The organism is Inquilinus sp. NPDC058860 (assembly GCF_042743185.1).
GTDB lineage: Bacteria > Pseudomonadota > Alphaproteobacteria > DSM-16000 > Inquilinaceae > Inquilinus.
Map to the genome: position 1 here is coordinate 116,151 of NZ_JBHYMS010000012.1, position 22,355 is coordinate 138,505.

Sequence of the window (22,355 nt, forward strand, 5' to 3'; positions counted from 1 at the left end):
CATGTCCCAGCCCGCCGACAAGACCGAGGACGGCCGCATCCGCTGCGATGCCTGCCCGGTGATGTGCTACATCAAGCCCGGCGCCGCCGGGGCCTGCGACCGCTATGCCAACCATGACGGCACGCTGGTCCGGGTCGACCCGCATGTGGTGCTGGACCGTACCCTGCAGCAGGGCGGCAGCGTGGTGCCGTTCAGCCGCACCGGCGACTGGGACGGCAAGCTGGTGCGCGGGCCGGAGACCTTCGTCACCGCGATCGGCGCCGGCACCACCTATCCGGACTACAAGCCCGCGCCCTTCATCGTCTCGGCCGAGGTCGACGGCGTCGACATGGTCACGGTGGTGACCGAGGGCATCTTCAGCTACTGCGGCGTCAAGGTGAAGGTCGACACCGACCGCCATCTGGGGCCGGAGCGCAGCCTGGTGCGGGCCCAGGGCGAGCCGGTCGGCCACGTCACCACCGGCGAGTACGGGTCGCAGATGCTGTCGCTGGGCGGCGTGCACCACCTGACCGGCGGCAGCAAGAAGGAGGGCCGCGTCACCTGCGACACCCTCTTGGAGCTGAGCAACGGCCGCGCGGTCGAGCTGACCATCGACGACGGCGCCACCGTGATCGTGCAGGCCGGCCGGCCGCCGATCGTCAACGGCGCGGCCGAGGAGCGGATGCGGGTCGGCTGCGGCTCCGCCACCATCGGCATGTTCGCCAAGCAGTGGCACGGCAAGGTCGACGAGGTGGTGGTGGTCGACGACCACATCACCGGCGTGCTGTCGGAGCACCAGGCCGGCAAGCTCTTGGGCATCCCCGACACCGGCATCCACATGAAGGGCCGCCGCTCCACCCCCGGCCGCTACTTCCAGGTGGCGCAGCCCGGCACCGGCTGGGGCGGCACCGACATCTCCGACCCGCTGTCGATCCTGGGGCCGTTCAACCCGAAGGCGGCACGGCCCGGCCTGACCATGCTGATGGTCAGCACCACCGGCGAGCACTTCGCCTATTACGTGCTGGATGACGAGCTGAAGCCGGTGCAGCACGAGCTGCCGGCGGCGCTGCAGCAGTCGATCGCGCGGATCGAGGAGAATTGCGAGCCGGCGCTGTGTACCGTGCTGTTCATGGGCGGGGCCGGCGGCTCATTGCGCTCCGGCGTCACCGAGAACCCGGTGCGGCTGACCCGGTCGGTGAAGCAGGCGCTGACCTATGTCACCTGCGGCGGCGCCCCGGTCTATGTCTGGCCCGGCGGCGGTATCACCTTCATGGTCGATGTGACAAGGGTGCCGGAGAACGCCTTCGGCTATGTCCCGACCCCGGCGCTGGTGGCGCCGATCGAGTTTACCCTGCGCCTGTCCGACTACGAGGCGCTGGAGGGGCATATGGACCATGTCCGCCCCCTCTCCTCCCTCGGCGTCGACGTGGCGCGGCGGCAGGTGCCGGGCCATCGCGACAACCCCTGGCCCTTCGCGCCGGAAGGCGCGAAGCGGTCGCACGGCTGAGGCCCGCCGATGGCTCGCCTGCCGCAGATCGCGCTGTTGCCCGACGGGCGGCGCCTGCACCTGCAGGACGGGCCGATCGACCTGGTCGTCGAGGCGGCCGGGGCGGCGGATTCGGTGCGGGCGGCCTATGAGGCGGCGGCGCGGCGCTTCACCGGCCTCTTGGACGAGCTGTGCGACGAGCTGGCGCTGCTGCGCGCCCAGGCGCGGCCTGACCGCTGCCCGCTGCAAGGCCCGATCGCCCGCCGCATGCACGACGCGGTGGCGCCCTATGCCGCCGAGAGCTTCATCACCCCGATGGCGGCGGTGGCCGGCGCCGTGGCCGAGGCGGTGCTGGCGGCGATGACCGCAGCGGCGCCGCTGGCCCGCGCCTATGTCAACAATGGCGGGGACATCGCGTTGCATCTGGCGCCGGGCCAGAGCTTCACCATCGGCCTGGTCGACCGGCCGGACCGGGCCGGCCTGTTCGGCACCACCGTTCTGGCCGCCGAGGACAGGATCCGCGGCATCGCCACCAGCGGCTGGCGCGGCCGCAGCTTTTCGCTCGGCATCGCCGATGCCGTTACCATCCTGGCCGCCGGCGCCGCCGATGCGGATGCCGCCGCCACGGTTGTGGCCAATGCCGTCGACCTGCCCGGCCATCCCGTGATCGCCCGCATTCCGGCGCGCGAGCTGCAGCCCGACAGCGACCTGGGCGACCGCCCGGTGACCCGCGACGTCGGCCCGCTGGATGCAGTTGAGATCAATGCCGCCCTCGCCGCCGGCGCCGCCTGGGCGGAAACCCTGATCGCCCGCGGCCTGATCCGCGCCGCCGCCTTGCATCTGGCCGGCGAGACGCGGACGGTGGGGCTGGACGCACGCACTTCTCCGCAAGCAAAGAGCCTGATCCATGCCTGAGGTCGAGATCCGCAAGCGCCTGGTCACCGTCGAGGAGATCTTCCACGAGGGCGGGCCCCCGGCCACGACACCGCTGCGGCGGGGCGCCATCATTGCCGTGATCCGCAATCCCTTCGCCGGCCGCTATGTCGAGGAGATCGCGGGCTTCATGGACGATCTGAAGCCGCTGGGCCTGGCCATGGCGCAGCAGCTGATCCGGGCGCTCGGCGGCGACCCGAAGGCCATCGAAGGCTACGGCAAGGGCGCCATCGTCGGCGCCGCCGGCGAGCTGGAGCACGGCGCGCTGTGGCATGTCCCCGGCGGCTACGCCATGCGCGAGGCGCTGGGCGGCGCCAAGGCGATCGTGCCCTCGGCCAAGAAGGTCGGCGGGCCCGGTACACGCCTCGACGTGCCGGTCACTCATATCGACGCCTCCTATGTCCGCAGCCATTTCGACGCGATGGAGGTCGGCGTGCCGGACGGGCCGAAGGCCGACGAAATCGCGCTGGTGCTGGTGATGACCACCGGCGCCCGCATCCATGCCCGCGTCGGCGGGCTGAAGGCCGGCGAGATCAAGGGCGAGGACGGCCTGCGATGAGTGCGAAGATCCGCAAGATCGTCACGGTGGTCGAGGAGACGGTGACCGAGATGGGCCGGCCGGTCACCCCGCCGACTCGCCGCGCCGCCGCCGTGGCGGTGATCGAAAACCCCTTCGCCGGCCGCTATGCCGAGGACCTGACCGAGCTGGTGGAGATCGGCGAGGCGCTGGGCGGCCTCTTGGCCGAGAAGGCGGTCGCGGCGCTGGGCATCGAAGGCACGGCGGCGGAGAGCTACGGCAAGGCTGCGGCGGTGGGCGAGAACGGCGAGCTGGAGCATGCCGCCGCCATCCTGCACCCGAAGCTGGGCACGCCGGTGCGCAAGGTCCTGGGCAAGGGTGCCGCGCTGATCCCGTCTTCGAAGAAGCGCGGCGGCCCGGGCGTGGCGCTGGACATCCCGCTGGGCCACAAGGACGCGGCCTATGTCCGCAGCCATTTCGACGGCATGGAGGTGCGCATCGCCGATGCGCCGCGCGCCGGCGAGATCGTGGTCGCGGTGGCGGTGACCGACAGCGGCCGCCCCCTGCCCCGGGTCGGCGGCCTGAAGACGAGCGAGATCAAGGGAGAGGACGGGTTGCGATAGGGCCTTGAAGCGGGCCCTGGCTTTGCTTCTTTGTCATTGCCGGGCTTGACCCGGCAATCCAGGGGCCACAGGGAACCGCTCTGGCCGCCCCTGGATCCTCGGGTCAAGCCCGAGGATGACAGTTGAAGAAAAGGGCGCAGCGCGGTGTAGGGCGGTAAACCAATGCGGCATAAGGGCAAACCACAAGGCAGCCCGACCGACAAGGACACGAAGGAGACAGGGATGAAGGCAGGGTTTCACGTCGCGGCGGCGTTGGCGCTGTTCGCCGCGCTCGGCACCCCGGCATCCGCCGAGGCGCAGGAGATCAAGATCGGGGAGATCAACAGCTATTCCGGCCTGCCGGCCTTCACCGAGCCCTACCGCAAGGGCTGGCAGCTGGCGATCGAGGAGATCAACGCCGCCGGCGGAGTGAACGGCCAGAAGCTGGTCGTCATCTCCAAGGACGACGGCGGCAAGCCGGCCGACGCCGTGACCGCCGCCAACGAGCTGGTCTCGTCCGAGGGCGTGACCATCCTGGCCGGCACCTTCTTCTCCAATATCGGCCTGGCCGTGTCGGACTTCGCCAAGCAGAAGAAGGTGTTCTTCATGGCGGCGGAGCCCCTGACCGACGCCGTCACCTGGGCCAACGGCAACCGCTACACCTTCCGCCTGCGCCCGTCGAACTACATGCAGGCGGCGATGCTGGCCGAGGAAGCGGCGAAGCTGCCGGCCAAGCGCTGGGCGACGGTGGCGCCGAACTACGAATACGGCCAGTCGGCCGTCGCGGTGTTCAAGCAGCTGCTGTCGGCCAAGCGGCCGGACATCGAATGGGTCGACGCGCAGTGGCCGCCGCAGGGCAAGATCGACGCCGGTTCGGTGGTGCAGGCGCTGGCCGCGTCGAAGCCGGAGGCGATCCTGAACGTCACCTTCGGCGCCGACCTGGTGAAGTTCGTGCGCGAGGGCAACACCCGCGGCCTGTTCGAGGACCGGTCCGTGGTCAGCTTCCTGACCGGCGAGCCCGAGTATCTCGACCCGCTGAAGGACGAGACGCCGGAGGGCTGGATCGTCACCGGCTATCCCTGGTCCGCGATCAAGACGCCGGAGCATGACGCGTTCCTGAAGGCCTATCAGGCCAAGTACGACGACTATCCGCGGCTCGGCTCGATCGTCGGCTACACCACGATGAAGTCGATCGCGGCGATCCTGGCCAAGGCCGGGTCGGCCGACACCGACAAGATGATCGCGGCGGCCGAGGGCATCGGCGTCGACAGCCCGTTCGGCCCCATCACCTTCCGCAAGATCGACCACCAGTCGACCCTCGGCGCCTTCGTCGGCAAGACCACGGTCGAGGACGGCAAGGGCGTGATGACCGACTTCCAGTACCGCGACGGCGCCCAGTACCTGCCGGGCGACGCCGAGGTCGCGAAGCTGCGGCCGGCGGAATAGCGCCCTTGTAGGTTGGGTTCGCCCCCGGCGAGCCCAACAGTGTTCCGTCCTGTTGGGTTCGCGAGCTGCGAACCCAACCTACGCGAGTTGGGAGCACCACGTGGATTTCCTCGTCGCCCAGTTCCTGACCGGACTCGCCAGCGCCGCCTCGCTGTTCCTGGTGGCGTCGGGCCTGTCGATCATCTTCGGCGTGACGCGGATCGTGAACTTCGCGCACGGCGCCTTCTACATGCTGGGCGCATACCTCGCCTACACCCTGACCGAGCGGTTCTCCGGCGCGCTGGGCTTCTGGGGCGGGCTCGTCGCCGCGGCCCTGATCGTGGCGGCGCTCGGCGCGCTGCTGGAGATCGTGCTGCTGCGCCGGATCTACCGGGCGCCGGAGCTGTTCCAACTGCTCGCCACCTTCGGCGTCACCCTGATGGTCGCGGACCTGGTGGTGCTGATCTGGGGGCCGGAGGACCTGGTCGGCCGCCGCGCGCCGGGCTTCCGCGGCGCGGTCGAGATCCTGGGCCAGAGGCTGCCGCTGTACGACCTGTTCCTGATCGTCCTCGGCCCCGTCGTGCTCGGCCTGCTGTGGCTCCTGTTCCGGCGCACCCGCTGGGGCGTGCTGGTGCGGGCGGCGACCCAGGATCGCGACATGATCGCGGCACTGGGCGTGAACCAGAAATGGCTGTTCACCAGCGTCTTCGCGCTCGGCGTGTTCCTGGCCGGCCTCGGCGGGGCGCTGCAGATCCCGCGCGACGCGGTCACCCACACCATGGATCTGCGCATCATCGTCGAGGTCTTCGTCGTGGTGGTGATCGGCGGGCTGGGCAGCGTGCCCGGCGCCTTCATCGCCGCGGTGCTGGTGTCGGAGCTGAACGCCTTCGGTATCCTGGTCTTCCCCACCATCTCGCTGGTGCTGGTGTTCCTGGTGATGGCCTGCGTCCTGGTGGTGCGGCCCTGGGGCCTGCTGGGCAAGCCGGAGGGGCCAGCGCGGCCGACCATCGGCATCGCCATCCGGCCCTGGCGGCCCTTCGCCCCGGGCGAGCGCATCGCCCTGCTGGCCGCGCTCGCGGTCGCGGCGCTGCTGCCGACGGTGGCCGGCGGCTATGCCCTGGCGGTGGCGTCCGAGATCGCGATCTTCGCCCTGTTCGCCGCCAGCCTGCAGTTCCTGATGACCACCGGCGGCCTCGCCTCCTTCGGCCATGCCGCCTATTTCGGCCTCGGCACCTACGGCGCGGCCTTCGCGGTCAAGGCGCTGGGCCTGCCGATGGAGGCGGCGCTGCTGGCCGGGCCGCTGTTCGGTCTGCTCGGGGCGGCGCTGTTCGGCGCCTTCTGCGTCCGCCTGTCCGGCGTCTATTTCGCCATGCTGACCCTGGCCTTCGCCCAGATCACCTGGTCGGTGGCGACGCAATGGGTCGAGGTGACCGGCGGCGACAACGGCATGCTGGGGATCTGGCCGTCGTCCTGGGCGGCGAACCCGGCCGGCTTCTACTGGCTGGCGCTGGCGGTGGCGGCCGCCGGCATCGCAAGCTTGCGGGTGCTGACCTTCTCGCCCTTCGGCTACGCCCTGCGCGGCGTGCGGGATTCGACCCAGCGGGCCGAGGCGATCGGCATCGGCCGGGCCGGGGTGCAATGGACCGCCTTCCTGGTCGCCGGCACCATGGCCGGGCTGGCCGGAGCGCTGTTCGCCTTCCTCAAGGGCAGCGTCTTCCCCGACAATCTCGGCATCCCGCTGTCGATCGACGGCTTGGTCATGGTGCTGCTGGGCGGCATCGAGACCATCTCCGGCGCCGTGGTCGGCGCCATCGTCTACAAGGCGCTGGCGATCTGGCTGGTCAGCCAGACCGACCTGTCGAAGCTGGTGCTGGGCGGCATCATCGTGCTGCTGGTCGTGGCCTTCCCCAAGGGCCTAGTCGGGTTCGTCGAGGAGCTGCGCGCCCGCCGGCGGAAACCGCCCGCGTCCATCTCTGCCGCCGCATCTCGGATGGAGGCCGCGGAATGAGCGCCCCCCTGCTGCAGGTCGAAAGCCTGGCCAAATCCTATGCCGGGGTGCAGGCGGTGCGCGGCGTCGACTTCACGCTCGAGGCCGGCGGGATCCTGGCCCTGATCGGGCCGAACGGCGCCGGCAAGAGCACCTGCTTCAACATGCTGAACGGCCAGATCCGCCCCGATGCCGGCCGTGTCCGGCTGGAGGGGCGCGACATCACCGGGCTGGCGCCGCGCCGGGTCTGGCGCCTGGGGGTCGGCCGCACCTTCCAGATCGCCGCCACCTTCGCCTCGATGACCGTGCGCGAGAATGTGCAGACCGCGCTGCTGTCGCATCACCGCCGGTTCGGCCTCAATTTCGCCGGCCGCGCCTATCGCGCCGAGGCCGACGCGCTGCTCGCCCTCGTCGGGCTGGGCGACGCGGCGGAACGGGCCTGCGGCGAGCTGGCCTATGGCGACGTCAAGCGGCTGGAGCTGTCGATCGCCCTGGCCAACGCGCCGAAGCTGCTGCTGATGGACGAGCCGACCGCCGGCATGGCGCCGAGGGAGCGGGTGGCGCTGATGCGCCTGACCGCGGAGGTGGCGCGGCAGCGGCGGATCGGCGTGCTGTTCACCGAGCACGACATGGACGTGGTGTTCGAACATGCCGACCGGATCATGGTGCTGAACCGCGGCGCGCTGATCGCCGAGGGTACGCCCGAGGCGGTGCGCCGCGACCCGCAGGTGCGCGCGGTCTATCTCGGCGACGGCCTGGTCTACGACGCTCGGCATCGTGAGGAGGTGTCCGCATGACGCTCTCGGTCTCCGGCCTCAACGCCCATTACGGCCCGGCGCACATCCTGTTCGATGTCGGCTTTGAGGTCGATGAGGGCGAGGTCGTCGCCTTCCTCGGCCGCAACGGCGCCGGCAAGTCCACCACCTTCCGCTCGCTGGTAGGGCTGGTGCCGCGTCGGGAGGGCAGGATCCTGTTCCGCGGCGCCGACATCTCGGCACGGCCGACGCATGAGATCGCCCGCGCCGGCCTGGGCTATGTGCCGGAGGACCGGCGGATCTTCACCGACCTGACGGTGGAGGAGAACCTGGCGGTCGGCCTGCAGCCGCCACGGCCGGGCGCCCCGACCTGGACGCCGGAGCGGCTCTACGCCCTGTTCCCCAACCTGGCCGAGATGCGCCGCCGCCCCGGCGGGCGGATGAGCGGCGGCGAGCAGCAGATGCTGACCATCGCCCGCACGTTGGCGGGCAACCCGTCCCTGGTGCTGCTGGACGAGCCGTCCGAGGGGCTGGCGCCGAAGATCGTCGAGCAGATGGCCGACGCCATCCTGGCGATGAAGCGGGAGGGCCTGAGCGTGCTGCTGTCCGAGCAGAACCTGCACTTCGCCCGGCTGATCTCCGACCGCGCCTACATCATCGAGACCGGCCGCATCCGCTTCGGCGGCACCATGGCCGAGCTGGAGGCGCAGCCGGAGATCCGCGACGCCTATCTCGCGGTGTGATAGGAACCGGCGATGACCATCACCGCGACACGCGGATCAGGGGCAGGCCCCTATATCCTCGACGACCAGATCGGCTTCATCCTGCGCCAAGTCAGCCAGCGCCATGCCGCGATCTTCGCCTCCGGCATCGGCGACCCGGACCTGACCGCGACGCAATGGGCGGTGCTGGCCAAGCTCCTGGAGCGCGGCCCCTGCTCGCAGAACCGGCTCGGCCGCCGCACCGCCATGGACGCGGCGACGATCAAGGGCGTGGTCGACCGGCTGGGCAAGCGCGGCCTGATCGAGACCAGACCGGACCCGGAGGACGGACGCCGGCTGGAGGTCGCCCTGAGCCCCGCCGGCCAGGCCCTGGCCGAGCGCACCGTGCCGAATGCGCTCCGCATCACCGAGGAGACCCTGGCGCCGCTGGACGAGGCCGAGCGGACGGCGCTGATCGGGCTGCTGCGCCGGCTGAGCTAGCCGGGCCGGGCCCTACAGCACGAAGTCGGCGGCGACCAGAGCGACGCTGCCGGTCAGTGTGATATGGAAATCGGTGATCCTGTCGCCGTTGATGTCGCCGCCGATGGTGGTGACACCGTCGCGCGTGACATAGCGCAGTTGGCCGGCGACACCGCCATAGGCGGCGGTTCCGATGAAGCTGAAGGCCTGGTTGCCGGCGACGACGGTGTTCGCATCGATCGCCGACAGGTCGATGCGGTCGCCCTGGGCATGGCTGAAATCGGTGATCCGGTCGGCGCCGGCCCCGGTCGGGCTCTGGGCGATGCTGCCATAGGCGAAGCGGTCGGCCCCGGCACCGCCGGTGAGCACGTCCCTGCCGCCGGCCCCGACAAGCACATCGTTGCCGGCCCAGCCCAGCAGCGTGTTGGCCCAGGTGTTCCCGACCAGGCTGTCGTTGCCCTGGCTGCCGGAGAGGTTCTCGATTGCGGTCAGGACATCCCCCTGCGCCTCGCCGCCGCGGCCGGCGCCGGTGACCAGGCTGACCGCGACCCCGACCGAGCCGGTGTAGTAGCTGGCCGTGTCGCTGCCGTCGCCGCCGACGAGCCGGTCGGCCCCGGTGCCGCCATTGAGGATATCGTCGCCCAGCCTGCCGAGAAGCGTGTCGTTTCCGCCGAGCCCGAAGAGTCTGTCATCGCCGCCTGTGTGGGGAGAGATGCCGACGCCGCCGCCGTCCAGCACGTTGTCCGCGGCCGAGCCGGTGAGCACATCGGCATAGTAGGAGCCTTCGATGTTCTCGATATCCGGCCCGACGAAATCACCCTCCGCCTCGCCGCGGAGCCCGTAGTCGCCGATCGTGACGGTCACCCCGGCCGAGGCCGCCCCGTACCGGGCGGTGTCGAGGCCGGCGCCGCCCAGCAGGATGTCGGCTCCCTCCCCGCCACTCAACCGATCGTCGCCATCGCCGCCGCGCAGGACATCCTCTCCCTCTTCACCGAACAGGTGATCGGCACCGGCATCGCCGTGGAGCCTGTCGTCCTCCGAGCCGGCAAACAGAGAATCGGCACCGGCACCGCCATCAAGCTTGTCATCGCCAAGAAAGCCATAGAGCGCGTCGTCGCCGCCCCTGCCGTGCAGCTCGTCGCCGGCCCCCAAGGCATCGCCGGGGCGTTCGCCCATGAGGGCGTTGTTCGATTCTGATCCGAACAACCAGTCACTGAACTGCGTCCCGATGAGGTTCTCGACATCCGTTCCGATCGTGTCGAGGTGCGCGGCTCCCGCGCCCAAGAGACGCCCGCCGATCACGGCATAGGCGCCTCCCTCGAGAGCAGAGGCACGGCTGTAGCTGACAGTGTCGTTGCCTTCCCCGCCATAGAGTTGGTTGAGGCCGCCGCCGCTGAACAAGACGTCGTGGCCTGCCTCGCCGTAGAGGCTGTCGTAGCCTTTGACCGCGATCAACGTGTCGTCACCGCCCCGGCCGTACACGTGGTCGAGGGTGTCCGTGGCGTAGAGGGTGTTGGGATTGTCGTCGCCGAAGATGTCGCTCATGGGGCGCACCTGTGGTCGTGCCTCGTAGCGCTGTTGCGTGAACCCTAGCCTTTCCGAACCGCCCGCCGCATCAGCCGAACATACGATGCGGACGGCGCCGTCCCGGTCTCCGGCTCGACAGATTTCATCTGACAGCCATGGACTCCAATCGGCCGAAATCTATAGACTTCCACCGAAATAAGATTTCATGCATCGAGCAGATATCGGCCGACATCGTCCAACGCATAGGGGGGAGAGATGACGATCCTGATCGGCACCGAAGACGACGACCGGCTGTTCGGCAGCAGCGGTGACGACACTGTCACGGGCCTTGGAGGAAACGACCTGCTGCGCGGGCGGGCGGGGATCGACCGGCTCGACGGCGGCGATGGCGACGACACTCTCTATGGCGGCGCCGGCGCCGACACGTTGAGCGGCGGGGCCGGGATCGACATCCTCAACTATGGCGACAGCGCCGCCGGCGTCTCGGTCGACCTGACCGCCGGCACCGGCCATGGCGGCCACGCCGAGGGCGACGTGCTGCTGGACAGCTTCGAGATCGTCCGCGGCAGCGTGTTCGACGACGCCTTGACCGGCGATGCGGGCGACAACGCGCTGCGCGGCCTGGCCGGGGCCGACGTCCTGTTCGGCGTGGCCGGCCGCGACATCCTCAACGGCGGCGACGGCGACGACGTGCTGGACGGCGGCGCCGGGGCAGACCACCTCCTCGGCGGCGCCGGCATCGACACGGTCAGCTACGCCGACAGCCCGGTCGGACCGACGATCAACCTGACCACCGGCGTCAGCACCGGCGGCGACGCCGAAGGCGATGTGCTGAGCGGGATCGAGATCATAGAGGGCAGCCGGCTGCGCGGGATCGACGTGACCGGCGACGACGGCGTCAACATCCTGCGCGGCCTCGGTGCGATCAACAGCTTCCACGGCCTGGGCGGCGACGACATCGCGACCGGGGCGGATTATGCCGATTATTTCTACGGCGGCGACGGCAACGATGTCCTGGACGGAGGGGCTTACCACGACGGGCTGCAGGGCGGCGCCGGCGACGACACGATCATCGGCGGCGCCGGCAACGACGATCTCCACGGCGACGATCTCTACGACGCGACCGGGGCCGACCGCTTCGTCTACACCTCGCTGGCCGACACCGAGGTCACCTCAAACGCCAATTTCCGGGAGAAGATCCATGACTTCTCCCATGCCGAGGGCGATATCGTCGACCTCGGCGCCATCGACGCCGACGGTGACGCCGCCAACGGCGACACCGCCTTCACCATCACCTACGGCACCACCTACACCGGCGCCGGCGCCGAGCTGCTGATCACGACGGTCGGCACCGGGCGCAGCTTCCTGGTCCGGGCGGATGTCGACGGCGACCACCGCACCGACTTCCTGGTGCAGATCTTCGCCGACGCTCCGCTGACCGCCGCGGATTTCGTGCTGTAGGCTCTACCCCCTCACCACCACCGGCACCCGGGTCGCCGGCGGGGTGTTGCGGCTGCGCTGGCTGCGCACCACGCCGTCGATCACGGTCATGCCGACGCCCGGCAGGTCGCCCAGCTGCACGCTCTCCAGCAGTGAGGTGCCGGCGGAATGCTGGGCGGTGTCGAGGAAGACGAAATCGGCCGACCAGCCGGGCTCGATGATGCCGGCGTCGAGCTTGCGCATCCGCGCAGTGTTGCCGGTGGCGAAGCAGAAGGCGGTCTCGGCCGGCACCTCGCCGAGCGAGGACAGCATCGCCACCATGCGCAGGATGCCGAGCGGCTGGACGCCGGACCCGGCCGGCGCGTCGGTGCCCAGGATCACGCGCTCCAGCTGCCCCATCTCCCGCGCCGTGCGCAGGGTGAACAGCGCCGCCCGCTCATTGCCGTTGTGCACCAGCTCCAGCCCGCGCCGGCAGCCCTCGCAGATGCAGCGGATCTGGCCGTCCGGCAGGGCGGTGTGGCCGCCATTGATGTGGCCGACCACGTCGGCATCGGTCTCCAGCACCACATCCTTGTCGATCAGGCCGGAGCCGGGGATCGACGGGCCGCCGGTGTGGATTGTGCTCTGGATCCCGTATTTGCGGGCCCATTCCACCATGCGGTGGGCGGTCGGCCCGTCCTTGACCCCGCCGAGCCCGATCTCGCCGAGCAGGGTGACGCCGGCAGCGGCCAAGTCCTTGAAGTCCTGCTCCTCCATCTCCTTCTCGATCACCGGCGCGCCGGCATGGATCTTCACGCCGGAGGGGCGGAAGGCGGAGAAGCTGCGCTGCGCCGTGACCGCCAGGGCCTTCAGCCCGACCACGTCGCGCGGCCGGCCGGGCAGATGCACCTCGCCGGCCGAGATCATGGTGGTGACGCCGCCATGCAGGCTGCTGTCGATCCAGCCGATCTGGTTCTGCCGCGGCGTCCAGTCGCCGATCACCGGATGGACATGGCTGTCGATCAGCCCGGGCGCCAGCGTCGTGCCGTGGGCGTCGATCAGGGTGGTGGCGCCTTCGGTGTCGACATCCTTCTCGCGTCCGACCGCGGTGATGCGGCCGTCGACCGCGACCACGGTGTCGGCGTCGAGGATCGGCGCCTCCAGCTTGCCGCTGAGCAGCAGCCCGATGTTGCGGATCACCAGCTTGGCCGGACCGGCCGGCTTCTGCGGCTCGTCATGCGCCATGAGGATTTTCCTTCGTCGCTGCCCCGCTGCCGGGGCGCCTCTCCTGTCGCGAACGATTGACAGCGCAATCCGTTCGCATTTATTGTTAGTATACAAACAAATTATGCCGCAGCAAGGCCGCCTTGCAAATTTCGCCGGAAGAATCTACACGCATCGGCTCGACACCGGCGAGGCTATTTCCCACATTCTGCGCGTGGTCGCGAGCGAAGGGTGACGAGGCATGAGCAACTTCAATGAGGAGCGCGTTCTGAGCGTCCATCACTGGACCGACACGCTCTTCAGCTTCAAGACGACCCGCAACCCGACGTTCCGGTTCAAGAACGGCCAGTTCACGATGATCGGGATTCCGGTCGACGGCAAGCCGCTGCTGCGCGCCTACAGCGTCGTCAGCCCGAACTACGAGGACGGGCTCGAGTTCTTCTCGATCAAGGTGCAGAACGGGCCGCTGACCTCGCGCCTGCAGCATCTGAAGGAAGGCGATCCCGTCATCGTCGGCCGCAAGGCCACGGGGACGCTGGTGCTCGACAACCTCAAGCCCGGCCGCAACCTGTACCTGCTGGGCACCGGCACCGGCCTGGCGCCGTTCCTGAGCCTGATCCGCGACCCCGAGACCTATGAGCGGTTCGAGAAGGTCGTGCTGCTGCATGGCTGCCGCCAGATCGCCGAGCTGGCCTATGGCGAGCTGATCACGCAGGAGCTGCCGCAGGACGAGTTCCTGGGCGAGGAGATCCGCGGCAAGCTGATCTACTACCCGACCGTGACGCGCGAGCCGTTCCGCAACCGCGGCCGGATCACCGACCTGATCACGTCGAACAAGCTGTTCGAGGATATCGGCCTGCCGCCGCTGTCGGTCGAGCACGACCGGGTCATGCTGTGCGGCAGCCCGCTGATGCTGGCCGACCTCAAGGTGATCCTGGAGGAGCGCGGTTTCGTCGAGGGCAACCACGGCGAGCCCGGCGACTATGTCATCGAGAAGGCCTTCGTCGAGAAGTAGCGCGGCACCGCCGCCGAAGAACCAAGGCCGCCGGAGCGATCCGGCGGCCTTTTTCGTTCTTCCGTAGGTTGGGTTCGCGACGGCGAACCCAACATGGTGCCACCGGAACGGGTGTTGGGTTCGCATTCGCGAACCCAACCTACGCTGCGCTGACTTATGGCGCTGTTAGCGTCATCCACGCGCGAAACGCGCATCGACGACCTTAGCCGCCCCTCGTTTCGCACGGAACGACCGTACCCTCCCTGCTATCATTCTTCCTGGACCGCCACGCCAGGAGAGCAGCATGGGCCCCTATCCGCACGACGCCCCGCCGGCCGAGATCACCGAGTCCAACCCGATGGGCACGGACGGGTTCGAGTTCGTCGAATACGCCTCGGCCGAGCCGGAAAAGCTGGGGGCCCTGTTCGAGACCATGGGCTTCGTGCCGGTGGCGCGGCACAAGTCGAAGCGGGTGACGCTGTACCGCCAGGGCGACATCAACTTCATCGTCAATGCCGAGCCGGACAGCTTCGCCAGCGACTTCGCCCGCAGGCACGGGCCCTGCGCCTGCGCCATGGCCTTCCGCGTCGCCGATGCCGACCACGCCTTCAAGCGCGCCGTGTCGCTGGGCGCCAAGCCGGTCGAGACCCGGGTGAATGCGGGCGAGCTGTGTATCCCGGCGATCGAGGGCATCGGCGGCTCGCTGCTCTACCTCGTCGACCGCTACGGCGCGAAGGGGTCGATCTACGAGGTCGATTTCGACTGGATCGGCGAGGCCGAGCCGCACCCCGAGCCTGCGGGCCTCTACTATGTCGACCACCTGACCCACAACGTGCATCGCGGCCAGATGGATGTCTGGGTCGGCTTCTACAGCCGCCTCTTCAACTTCCGCCAGATCCGCTACTTCGACATCAGCGGCAAGCTGACCGGGCTCTATTCCCGCGCCCTGACCAGCCCGGACGGCAAGATCCGCATCCCGATCAACGAGAGCGCGGACGAGAAGAGCCAGATCGAAGAGTATCTGCGCGCTTACAAAGGGGAGGGCATCCAGCACGTGGCGCTGGGCAGCCGCGACATCTACGCTTCGGTCAGCCGGCTGGACCGCAACGGCCTGGCCTTCATGCCGGCCCCGCCCGACACCTACTACGAGAAGATCGACGGCCGCCTGCCGAAGCATGGCGAGCCGGTCGAGAGGCTGCGCGAGCTCGGCCTGCTGATCGACGGCGAGGGCGTGGTCGAGGGCGCGCACACCAAGGTGCTGCTGCAGATCTTCTCGCAGACCGTGATCGGCCCGATCTTCTTCGAGTTCATCCAGCGCAAGGGCGATGACGGCTTCGGCGAGGGCAATTTCCGCGCCCTGTTCGAGAGCATCGAGGAGGACCAGATCCGGCGTGGCGTGCTGTCGGCCGACGACCACCAGGCAGCGTGACCGGCAACCCGTTCGCACCGCCGGACGAGGGGCCGGCCTGGCGCCGGCGTCCTCATCCCCGGCGCCGGGCACGGCGCTGGGCGGCTCGACGAGATCGAGGATCCGGGCGTCCGCCCCCTCGCCTTCGGCACCGGCCGCCGCGTGTTCGCCATGCTGCTGGTCCGCCGCGGCGGCACGGTGCGGGCGTTCCTGGACGCCTGCCCGCACGCCTTCCTGCCGCTGACCTGGCGCGGCGGCAGCGTGCTGAGCGCGGACGGGCAGCGCCTCGTCTGCTCCAACCACTTCGCCGAATTCGATGCCGGGGACGGCAGCCCCGTCTCCGGCCCGGCCGATTGCGGGCTCGACGCGATTCCGGTGCGGGTGGAGGCCGACGGCACGATCGTCATGGGCTAGGATCGCCGAGACTCCGCGCGACCGAGAGACGAGCCCATGAGCAGCCCCTTTCCCGAACTGTATCTCGTCCGGCACGGCGAGACGGAATGGAGCCGGTCCGGCAGGCACACCGGCCGCACCGACATCCCGCTGACCGAAGCGGGCGAGGCGGCGGCGCGCGGGCTTGCCGAACGGCTGCGGGGGCCGTCCTTCGCGGCGGTCTGGTCGAGCCCGTCGCTGCGGGCCCGGACCACCTGCGCGCTCGCCGGCTTCGGTGACGGCGCCGTGATCAAGGACGAGCTGGCTGAGTGGGACTACGGCGCCTATGAGGGCGTCACGACCAAGCAGATCCTGGCCGAACGCCCCGGCTGGCAGCTGTTCCGGGACGGCTGCCCCGGGGGCGAGGACGCGGCGCAGGTCGGCGCCCGGGCGGATGCCGTGGTCGGCCGGTTCCGGCAGGCGGCCGGCACGGTCCTGGTGTTCTCGAGCTCCCATTTCCTCCGGGTCCTGGCGGCGCGCTGGATCGGCCTGCCGCCGCAGGAGGGATCGCGCTTCGTGCTGGACACCGCCAGCATCAGCGTCCTGGGCTACGAGCACGACCTCACCGAACCGGTCGTCCGGCGCTGGAACCAGAGATAGCCGCGGCTGGCGTCATCCGGCCCGGAACGACCTCATCCCGTTGACGGCTCGTTTTCCGGCCTGAATGATGGATTCGGATGGATCTTCATCCGGAGACGAGGGAGGCCATGCTGGCGGAGGCTCCTGCTTCGCAAGACGACGCCCGCCGTCGCGTGACGCTCGCCGACGTGGCCGCGGCCGCGGGGGTCGGCGTGGCGACCGTGGACCGCGTCCTGAATGGGCGGCGGCCGGTTCGCGAGGCCACCGCGGAACGGGTCCTGACGGCCGCGGAGCGCATCGGCTATCACGGCGCGGGCATCATCAAGCAGCGCCTGCTGGCCGCGGCCCAGCCCCGCCGGCGCTTCGGCTTCCTGCTCCAGAAAAGCCGCGACGCCTTCTATCAGGCGATCGGCGCCTCGGTTGTCCGCGCCACGGCCGCCGCCCGGCAGATCCGCGGCGAGGCGGCGGTGATCCATGTCGACGAGCTGGCGCCCGTGCGGATCGCGGACGAGCTGGTCCGCCTGGGCGGCCGCTGCGACGCCGTGGCCTGCGTCGCGGTCGACCATCCGCATGTGACCAGGGCCGTCGCCGAGCTGGCGGGCCGCGGCGTGCCGGTGTTCACGCTGCTCTCCGACCTGTCGGCGCCGGATCGCGCGGGATATGTCGGCCTCGACAGCCGGAAGGTCGGGCGGACAGGCGCCTGGCTGATCGCGCGGACGGCCGGGCGGCCGGGACAGGTCGCGGTCTTCGTGGGCAGCCATCGCTATCTGGGCCAGGAGATGTGCGAGATCGGCTTCCGGTCGTATTTCCGCGAGCACGGCCGCGGCTTCGAGCTGCTGGAGACCGCGATCAATCTCGACGACCCCGCGGTCGCCCACGCCTTCACCCTGGAGCTGCTGCAGCGCCATCCCGACCTTGTCGGCATCTACGACGCGGGCGGCGGGCGCGAGGGCATCATCCGCGCCCTGCGCGAGGAGAACCGCAAAGGCCTCGCCGTCGTCTGCAACGAGCTCACGGACGCCACCCGGGCCGCGCTCATCGACGGGTTCGTGAGCACCGTCATCGCGCTGCCCGTCGACGAGTTCTGCTCCGCCGTCGTGGCCGAAATGATCGAGGCCACCTCGGACGGGCCGCCGGCCGGGCTGCGCCATCGCGTGCTGCCGTTCCGGATCTATGTCTCGGAGAATGTCGACCCGGCCTGAGACCGTTTGGAAACGCTACTGGTGCGGCCGTCTGACGGCGGTTTCTGCGCTTCCGGTGCTCACGGACTCAAACGTCCGCTGCGCGCCGGTTCTCGAAACCACCGCCAGCGACTCACACCAGCGCATTTCCAAACGGTCTCTGAGATCCACAAACGTCAAATCCATCACCGCGGCCGATCGGCGGCTGATGGGATGGGATAGATTCTATCACCCCCCGATTGAGGTGGCCGCGGCCCCGGATTACGCTTCTGCAAAACCCGCGGAGAAGCGGCGGCAGTGTAGGAGGGACCGATGCCCGGGGAGATCGGCCGGAGGGATTACAGCCTGGTCGGGACGGAGGCGCGGCGCGCGGTCGAGGCCGGGCTGGCCGGCGCCGCCTGGTACACCAGCCCGATCCCGCGCAAGGAGATGAAGGAGCTGATGCGCCGGACGGACGGGCCGGCGATCCGCGACACGCTGATCTGGTTCGCGGCGCTCGCGATCACCGGCGGGTTCGGCGGCTTCTTCTGGGGCAGCTGGTGGGCCGTGCCGTTCTTCCTGTGCTACGGCGTGCTGTACGGCTCGGCCTCCGACAGCCGCTGGCACGAATGCGGCCACGGCACCGCCTTCAAGACGCGCTGGATGAACGACGCCGTCTACCACATCGCCTGCTTCATGATCCTGCGCGAGCCGACGGTCTGGCGCTGGAGCCACACCCGGCACCACACCGACACCATCATCGTCGGCCGCGACCCCGAGATCGCCGCGCCGCGCCCGCCCGACATCCCGGGCATCCTCCTGAACATCTTCATGCTGAAGAGCAGCGCGGTCGCGATCCGCAAGCTGTTCGTGCACGCCGCCGGCCGGCTGACCGCGGAAGAGGAGACCTTCATCCCGGAGATGGAGCGCCGGAAGGTGTTCCTGGTCGCACGGATCTACCTCGTCCTCTTCGCCGCGGTGATCGCCGCCTGCCTGGCGCTGGGCAGCATCCTGCCGGCGATGTATGTCGGGCTGCCGACCCTCTATGGCGGCGGGATGACCCTGTTCTTCGGCCTGACCCAGCATGCCGGCCTGGCCGAGGACGTGCTGGACCACCGGCTGAACAGCCGCACCGTCCACATGAACCCGGTGTTCCGGTTCCTGTACTGGAACATGAACTATCATGTGGAGCACCACATGTTCCCGATGGTGCCCTACCACGCTCTGCCGAAGCTGCATGCGGCGATGAAGCATGACTGCCCGCCGCCCTATCCGAGCTGCTGGGCCGCCTATCGCGAGATCATCCCGACCCTGCTGCGGCAGATCCGAGACCCGCACCATCATGTCGTACGGCGGTTGCCCGCGGATGCGTCGCCCGGGCCGGCGATCGGGGTTGCCCAGGCCGCGCCCGCCGAATGACCCGCATCGACGAGGGAGGAGAGAGCATGGACGGCTGGATCGCGGCCTGCGCGGCGGACGAGATCGACGAGGAGGACGTGATCCGCTTCGACCATGGCGGCCGCACCTTCGCCATCTACCGCACCGAGGACGACCGCTACTTCGCCACCGACGGGCTGTGCACCCATGAGCAGGTGCATCTCGCCGACGGGCTGGTGATGGGCACGATCATCGAATGTCCGAAGCACAACGGCCGCTTCGACTTCACCACCGGCGCGGCCAAGGGCGCGCCGGTCTGCATCGCCCTGCAGACCTATCCGGTGAAGGTCGAGGACGGACAGGTCTTCCTGCGGCTCGGGTCCTGACGGATGGCCGGGATGGTGATCGTCGGCGCCGGCGAGGCCGGGGCCCGGGCGGCGGCGGCGCTGCGCGAGGAGGGCTGGGACGGCCCGGTCACGCTGGTCGGCGGCGAGATCCATCCGCCCTATGAGCGCCCGCCCCTGTCCAAGGCGGCACTGCTGGCGGAGGCGGAGCCGGTCGCGACCACCGTGCTGGACCGCGACCGCGCCGCCGCGCTGGGCATCGAGCTGGTGCTGGGAACCGAGGTCACGGCGGTCGACCGTGCGGCCCGCACCGTGATCCTCGCCGACAGGCGTCCCCTGCCCTATTCCCGGCTGCTGCTGGCGACCGGGGCGCGGCCGCGGCGGCTGACCCTGCCGGGCCATGAGCGGGCCCTGTATCTGCGCCGCTTCGACGATGCGCTGGCGCTGCGGCCGCTGTTGCGCCCCGGCATGCGCCTGGCCATCATCGGCGGCGGCTTCATCGGGCTGGAGCTGGCGGCGGCCGCGATCGCGCGCGGCTGCGCCGTGACCTTGGTCGAGGCCCAGCCCCGCATCCTGATGCGCGGCGTCCCGGCCGAGATCGCCGCGGTGGTCGCCGACCGGCACCGCGCCGCCGGAATCGACCTGCGCACCGGCATCGGCATCGACCGGATCGAGCCGGACGCCGTGGTGCTGGCCGACGGCAGCCGGATCGCGGCGGATGCGGTGATCGCCGGTATCGGCGCGGTGCCGGAGACCGTGCTGGCGGAGGCCGCCGGCCTGGCCGTCGACAACGGCATCGCCGTCGACGCGACGCTGGCGACCGCCGACGCCGACATCTTCGCGGCCGGGGACTGCGCCGCCTGCGCCCATCCGCTCTACGCCGGCCGCCGCATCCGGCTCGAGGCCTGGCGCAATGCCCAGGACCAGGGGGCGCTGGCCGCGCGCAACATGCTGGGCCGCGGCGAGGCGATCGGGGCGGTGCCCTGGTTCTGGTCGGACCAGTACGAGCTGACGCTGCAGATCGCCGGCCTGGCCGACGAGGGGCAGACGACGGTCGCGCGCGACCTCGGCGATGGTGCGCGGCTGCTGTTCCACCTGGCGTCAGACGGCCGGCTGGTCGCGGCCAGCGGCATCGGCCCGCTGGGCAAGGTCGCGCGCGAGATCCGCCTGGCCGAGATGCTGATCGCGCGGCGGGCGGCCCCGGACCCTGGCTCGCTCGCGTCGCCGGCGGTAAAGCTCAAGGCGCTGCTGGCCGCGTGACCGGCGGCGACGGACACGGCAAGGAGCCAGCATGCTGACCGGCAAGACCATCATCGTCACCGGCGCCGCCTCCGGCATCGGCGCCGAGACCGCGCGGCTGGTGCGGGCCTGGGGCGGCCGGGTGATCGCGGTCGACCGGCACGAGCCGGCGGGGCCGGTCGATGCCTTCTTCGCCGCCGACCTGTCCGACCGGGCCGCGATCGACGCGCTGGCGGAGGCGCTGCCCGCCGGCGCCCATGGTCTCGCCAACATCGCCGGCCTGCCGCCGACCCGGCCGGCGGCGGAGGTGCTGAAGGTCAACCTGGTCGGGCTGAAGCACCTGACCCTGCGGCTGGTGCCGAAGCTGGCCGACGGCGCCTCGATCGTGAACCTCGCCTCGATCGCCGGGCTGGACTGGGCCGAGGCGCTGCCGGCGGTCCGCGCCAGCGAGGCGCTCGACTTCGACGGCGTCGAGGCGTTCTGCGAGCGCCACGGCATCAACGGCGCCCGCAGCTACTTCTTCTCCAAGGAGGCGCTGATCGCCTGGACCTACCGGAACCGCTGGAGCTGGCGCGACCGCGGCATCCGCATGAACGCGGTCAGCCCGGGGCCGGTCGAGACCCCGATCCTGCCGGATTTCGTGGCGACGCTCGGCGCCCGGGCCGAGGAGGACATGACAGTGATGGACCGGCCGGGCCGGCCGCAGGACATCGCCCCGGCGGTGGGCTTCCTGCTGTCCGACGCCTCGGCCTGGATCCGCGGCGCCAACCTGCCGGTCGACGGCGGCCTCTACGCCCATGTGCAGGACCGCCGGCACGGCCTTTAACCGCGCTGCACCGCCAGCGCCACGCCCCGCGCGGCCTCCTGCAGCGCCGGCAGGAAGCGCTCGCGCATCTCCTCCGCCCCGACCCGCCCGGCCGGGGCGCTCAGGTTGATCGCCAGGTGGCCGGCGGAGATGCCGCCGGGCACCGCGACCGCGATCGAGTTCAGCCCGGTCTCCAGCTCCTCCGACACCAGCGCGTAGCCGCGGCCGCGCACCTCGGCCAGCCGGGCGGTCAGGGCCGCACGCGTGGTCAGCGTGTGCCCGGTGAACCGCTCCAGCACCGCGGCCTCGAAATAGCGCTCCAGCTCGCGCGGATGCAGCGCCGCCAGAAGGGCCTGGCCCATCGAGGTGGCGTGCGCCGGCAGCCGGGTGCCGACCCCGAGGCCGACCGTCATGATCCGGTGCGCAGCCGGCGACCGGGCGACATAGGTGATCATGGTGCCGTCCAGCATCGCGGCGGAGGCGGATTCGCCCAAGGCCCGCGTCAGCCCCAGCAGCGCGTCGCGCACCCGCTCGATCTCGCCCATCCCGGACAGGAAGCTGTGGCCGAGCGTCAGGATCGCCGGCGTCAGCTCGAAATGCTTGCCGTCGCTGCGGGCATAGCCGGCCTCGCACAGGGTCAGGAGGAAGCGCCGCGCCGCGGCCCGTGTCATCCCGGTGCGCGATGCCGCTTCGGTGATGGTCTGCCGCCGGTGGCCCGCGCCGAAGCTGCGGATGATGTCGAGCCCCTTGCGGAACGAGACGACCTGCTCCTCGCGCAGGATTTTCCTCCCCGAATTGTTCGTATTGCGAACAAGAGTTTCACTATGCGCACGGATTCTTGACCGCATCCGGGACCGGGCACAAGAGATCAGGGGAGAAAAGAAGATCGGGGAGCGTCCGGGATGACGAACAGCGTCACCGTCCGAACGGGCCGGGATCGCCGCGACGGGCGGCCGGCCGGGACGGGCCCGAACCTGACGAG

The 22,355-nt window shown here is 70.2% G+C and carries 22 protein-coding genes; 19 read left to right on the forward strand and 3 right to left on the reverse strand.

What is annotated here, in order from left to right; genetic code table 11:
• Position 1: 1 nt before the first annotated feature.
• From ACFW16_RS10995 to ACFW16_RS11035, 9 genes are all read left to right on the forward strand, one after another.
• Positions 2-1,486, forward strand: coding sequence for a 6-hydroxynicotinate reductase (locus ACFW16_RS10995; RefSeq protein WP_380304730.1), 1,485 nt, complete (start codon positions 2-4; stop codon positions 1,484-1,486).
• Positions 1,487-1,495: 9 nt separating this feature from the next.
• Positions 1,496-2,380 (forward strand): UPF0280 family protein, encoded by an 885-nt coding sequence (locus ACFW16_RS11000; RefSeq protein ID WP_380304732.1) that lies wholly within the window; start codon positions 1,496-1,498, stop codon positions 2,378-2,380.
• Positions 2,373-2,957, forward strand: coding sequence for an amino acid synthesis family protein (locus tag ACFW16_RS11005; RefSeq protein ID WP_380304734.1), 585 nt, complete (start codon positions 2,373-2,375; stop codon positions 2,955-2,957). The genes ACFW16_RS11000 and ACFW16_RS11005 overlap by 8 nt, the downstream gene beginning before the upstream one ends.
• Positions 2,954-3,538, forward strand: coding sequence for an amino acid synthesis family protein (locus ACFW16_RS11010; protein ID WP_380304736.1), 585 nt, complete (start codon positions 2,954-2,956; stop codon positions 3,536-3,538). Before ACFW16_RS11005 ends, ACFW16_RS11010 begins: the two co-directional genes overlap by 4 nt.
• 222 nt (positions 3,539-3,760) lie before the next feature.
• Positions 3,761-4,963 carry an ABC transporter substrate-binding protein gene (locus ACFW16_RS11015; protein WP_380304738.1) on the forward strand — a complete coding sequence of 401 codons (1,203 nt, stop codon included), beginning with the start codon at positions 3,761-3,763 and terminating at the stop codon, positions 4,961-4,963.
• Between the two features lie 100 nt (positions 4,964-5,063).
• Positions 5,064-6,950: an ABC transporter permease gene (locus ACFW16_RS11020; RefSeq protein ID WP_380304740.1), complete on the forward strand. Its 1,887-nt coding sequence runs from the start codon at positions 5,064-5,066 to the stop codon at positions 6,948-6,950.
• A complete protein-coding gene (locus ACFW16_RS11025; protein WP_380304742.1) occupies positions 6,947-7,726 on the forward strand; it encodes an ABC transporter ATP-binding protein in 780 nt (259 codons plus the stop codon). Before ACFW16_RS11020 ends, ACFW16_RS11025 begins: the two co-directional genes overlap by 4 nt.
• Complete coding sequence (locus tag ACFW16_RS11030; RefSeq protein ID WP_380304744.1) at positions 7,723-8,427, forward strand: ABC transporter ATP-binding protein; 705 nt, start codon at positions 7,723-7,725, stop codon at positions 8,425-8,427. Before ACFW16_RS11025 ends, ACFW16_RS11030 begins: the two co-directional genes overlap by 4 nt.
• 12 nt (positions 8,428-8,439) lie before the next feature.
• Entirely contained in the window at positions 8,440-8,886 is a 447-nt protein-coding gene (locus ACFW16_RS11035; protein WP_380304746.1) for a MarR family winged helix-turn-helix transcriptional regulator, read from the forward strand.
• 12 nt (positions 8,887-8,898) lie between these two features.
• Here the strand turns inward: ACFW16_RS11035 and ACFW16_RS11040 are convergent, their stop codons facing one another.
• Complete coding sequence (locus ACFW16_RS11040) at positions 8,899-10,410, reverse strand: calcium-binding protein (RefSeq protein WP_380304748.1); 1,512 nt, start codon at positions 10,408-10,410, stop codon at positions 8,899-8,901.
• Between the two features lie 237 nt (positions 10,411-10,647).
• Here ACFW16_RS11040 and ACFW16_RS11045 point away from each other — a divergent pair, with 237 nt between their 5' ends.
• Positions 10,648-11,853, forward strand: a complete 1,206-nt coding sequence (locus ACFW16_RS11045) for a calcium-binding protein (protein WP_380304749.1) — start codon at positions 10,648-10,650, stop codon at positions 11,851-11,853.
• Between the two features lie 3 nt (positions 11,854-11,856).
• Here ACFW16_RS11045 and ACFW16_RS11050 read toward each other — a convergent pair whose 3' ends face one another.
• The gene (locus tag ACFW16_RS11050) at positions 11,857-13,056 is read right to left on the reverse strand and encodes an amidohydrolase family protein (RefSeq protein ID WP_380304751.1); all 1,200 of its coding nucleotides are present in this window, start codon (positions 13,054-13,056) and stop codon (positions 11,857-11,859) included.
• 220 nt (positions 13,057-13,276) lie between these two features.
• Between ACFW16_RS11050 and ACFW16_RS11055 the strand changes: the two genes are divergently transcribed.
• From ACFW16_RS11055 to ACFW16_RS11095, 9 genes are all read left to right on the forward strand, one after another.
• On the forward strand, positions 13,277-14,050 hold the full coding sequence (locus tag ACFW16_RS11055; protein ID WP_380304753.1) for a ferredoxin--NADP reductase: 774 nt from the start codon (positions 13,277-13,279) through the stop codon (positions 14,048-14,050).
• Between the two features lie 283 nt (positions 14,051-14,333).
• Positions 14,334-15,458, forward strand: a complete 1,125-nt coding sequence (hppD, locus tag ACFW16_RS11060; protein ID WP_380304755.1) for a 4-hydroxyphenylpyruvate dioxygenase — start codon at positions 14,334-14,336, stop codon at positions 15,456-15,458.
• Positions 15,459-15,608: 150 nt separating this feature from the next.
• Positions 15,609-15,851, forward strand: coding sequence for a Rieske (2Fe-2S) protein (locus ACFW16_RS11065; RefSeq protein ID WP_380304800.1), 243 nt, complete (start codon positions 15,609-15,611; stop codon positions 15,849-15,851).
• A gap of 36 nt (positions 15,852-15,887) precedes the next feature.
• Positions 15,888-16,469 carry a histidine phosphatase family protein gene (locus ACFW16_RS11070; protein WP_380304757.1) on the forward strand — a complete coding sequence of 194 codons (582 nt, stop codon included), beginning with the start codon at positions 15,888-15,890 and terminating at the stop codon, positions 16,467-16,469.
• A gap of 77 nt (positions 16,470-16,546) precedes the next feature.
• Positions 16,547-17,650 (forward strand): LacI family DNA-binding transcriptional regulator, encoded by a 1,104-nt coding sequence (locus ACFW16_RS11075; RefSeq protein ID WP_380304759.1) that lies wholly within the window; start codon positions 16,547-16,549, stop codon positions 17,648-17,650.
• 291 nt (positions 17,651-17,941) lie between these two features.
• Complete coding sequence (locus ACFW16_RS11080) at positions 17,942-19,027, forward strand: fatty acid desaturase family protein (protein WP_380304761.1); 1,086 nt, start codon at positions 17,942-17,944, stop codon at positions 19,025-19,027.
• 26 nt (positions 19,028-19,053) lie between these two features.
• Positions 19,054-19,371, forward strand: a complete 318-nt coding sequence (locus ACFW16_RS11085; protein ID WP_380304763.1) for a MocE family 2Fe-2S type ferredoxin — start codon at positions 19,054-19,056, stop codon at positions 19,369-19,371.
• Between the two features lie 12 nt (positions 19,372-19,383).
• Positions 19,384-20,589, forward strand: coding sequence for an NAD(P)/FAD-dependent oxidoreductase (locus ACFW16_RS11090; protein ID WP_380304765.1), 1,206 nt, complete (start codon positions 19,384-19,386; stop codon positions 20,587-20,589).
• Positions 20,590-20,620: 31 nt separating this feature from the next.
• The gene (locus tag ACFW16_RS11095) at positions 20,621-21,394 is read left to right on the forward strand and encodes a coniferyl-alcohol dehydrogenase (protein ID WP_380304767.1); all 774 of its coding nucleotides are present in this window, start codon (positions 20,621-20,623) and stop codon (positions 21,392-21,394) included.
• On the opposite strand, the gene ACFW16_RS11100 is transcribed toward ACFW16_RS11095, so the two are convergent.
• Positions 21,391-22,221, reverse strand: a complete 831-nt coding sequence (locus tag ACFW16_RS11100) for an IclR family transcriptional regulator C-terminal domain-containing protein (RefSeq protein WP_380304770.1) — start codon at positions 22,219-22,221, stop codon at positions 21,391-21,393. The two genes, ACFW16_RS11095 and ACFW16_RS11100, sit on opposite strands and share 4 nt — an antisense overlap.
• Between the last annotated feature and the right edge of the window lie 134 nt (positions 22,222-22,355).

What these genes read in the sequence shown, in the direction of transcription:
- ACFW16_RS11010 (WP_380304736.1), top strand. Translation starts at nt 2,954, where the DNA reads ATGAGTGCGAAGATCCGCAAGATCGTCACGGTGGTCGAGGAGACGGTG.
- ACFW16_RS11080 (WP_380304761.1), top strand. Translation starts at nt 17,942, where the DNA reads ATGCCCGGGGAGATCGGCCGGAGGGATTACAGCCTGGTCGGGACGGAG.
- ACFW16_RS11040 (WP_380304748.1), bottom strand. Translation starts at nt 10,410, where the DNA reads ATGAGCGACATCTTCGGCGACGACAATCCCAACACCCTCTACGCCACG.
- ACFW16_RS11065 (WP_380304800.1), top strand. Translation starts at nt 15,609, where the DNA reads ATGCTGCTGGTCCGCCGCGGCGGCACGGTGCGGGCGTTCCTGGACGCC.
- hppD (WP_380304755.1), top strand. Translation starts at nt 14,334, where the DNA reads ATGGGCCCCTATCCGCACGACGCCCCGCCGGCCGAGATCACCGAGTCC.
- ACFW16_RS11075 (WP_380304759.1), top strand. Translation starts at nt 16,547, where the DNA reads ATGGATCTTCATCCGGAGACGAGGGAGGCCATGCTGGCGGAGGCTCCT.
- ACFW16_RS11005 (WP_380304734.1), top strand. Translation starts at nt 2,373, where the DNA reads ATGCCTGAGGTCGAGATCCGCAAGCGCCTGGTCACCGTCGAGGAGATC.
- ACFW16_RS11095 (WP_380304767.1), top strand. Translation starts at nt 20,621, where the DNA reads ATGCTGACCGGCAAGACCATCATCGTCACCGGCGCCGCCTCCGGCATC.
- ACFW16_RS11000 (WP_380304732.1), top strand. Translation starts at nt 1,496, where the DNA reads ATGGCTCGCCTGCCGCAGATCGCGCTGTTGCCCGACGGGCGGCGCCTG.
- ACFW16_RS11015 (WP_380304738.1), top strand. Translation starts at nt 3,761, where the DNA reads ATGAAGGCAGGGTTTCACGTCGCGGCGGCGTTGGCGCTGTTCGCCGCG.
- ACFW16_RS11070 (WP_380304757.1), top strand. Translation starts at nt 15,888, where the DNA reads ATGAGCAGCCCCTTTCCCGAACTGTATCTCGTCCGGCACGGCGAGACG.
- ACFW16_RS11090 (WP_380304765.1), top strand. Translation starts at nt 19,384, where the DNA reads ATGGTGATCGTCGGCGCCGGCGAGGCCGGGGCCCGGGCGGCGGCGGCG.
- ACFW16_RS11030 (WP_380304744.1), top strand. Translation starts at nt 7,723, where the DNA reads ATGACGCTCTCGGTCTCCGGCCTCAACGCCCATTACGGCCCGGCGCAC.
- ACFW16_RS10995 (WP_380304730.1), top strand. Translation starts at nt 2, where the DNA reads ATGTCCCAGCCCGCCGACAAGACCGAGGACGGCCGCATCCGCTGCGAT.
- ACFW16_RS11085 (WP_380304763.1), top strand. Translation starts at nt 19,054, where the DNA reads ATGGACGGCTGGATCGCGGCCTGCGCGGCGGACGAGATCGACGAGGAG.
- ACFW16_RS11035 (WP_380304746.1), top strand. Translation starts at nt 8,440, where the DNA reads ATGACCATCACCGCGACACGCGGATCAGGGGCAGGCCCCTATATCCTC.
- ACFW16_RS11045 (WP_380304749.1), top strand. Translation starts at nt 10,648, where the DNA reads ATGACGATCCTGATCGGCACCGAAGACGACGACCGGCTGTTCGGCAGC.
- ACFW16_RS11055 (WP_380304753.1), top strand. Translation starts at nt 13,277, where the DNA reads ATGAGCAACTTCAATGAGGAGCGCGTTCTGAGCGTCCATCACTGGACC.
- ACFW16_RS11100 (WP_380304770.1), bottom strand. Translation starts at nt 22,221, where the DNA reads ATGCGGTCAAGAATCCGTGCGCATAGTGAAACTCTTGTTCGCAATACG.
- ACFW16_RS11025 (WP_380304742.1), top strand. Translation starts at nt 6,947, where the DNA reads ATGAGCGCCCCCCTGCTGCAGGTCGAAAGCCTGGCCAAATCCTATGCC.
- ACFW16_RS11050 (WP_380304751.1), bottom strand. Translation starts at nt 13,056, where the DNA reads ATGGCGCATGACGAGCCGCAGAAGCCGGCCGGTCCGGCCAAGCTGGTG.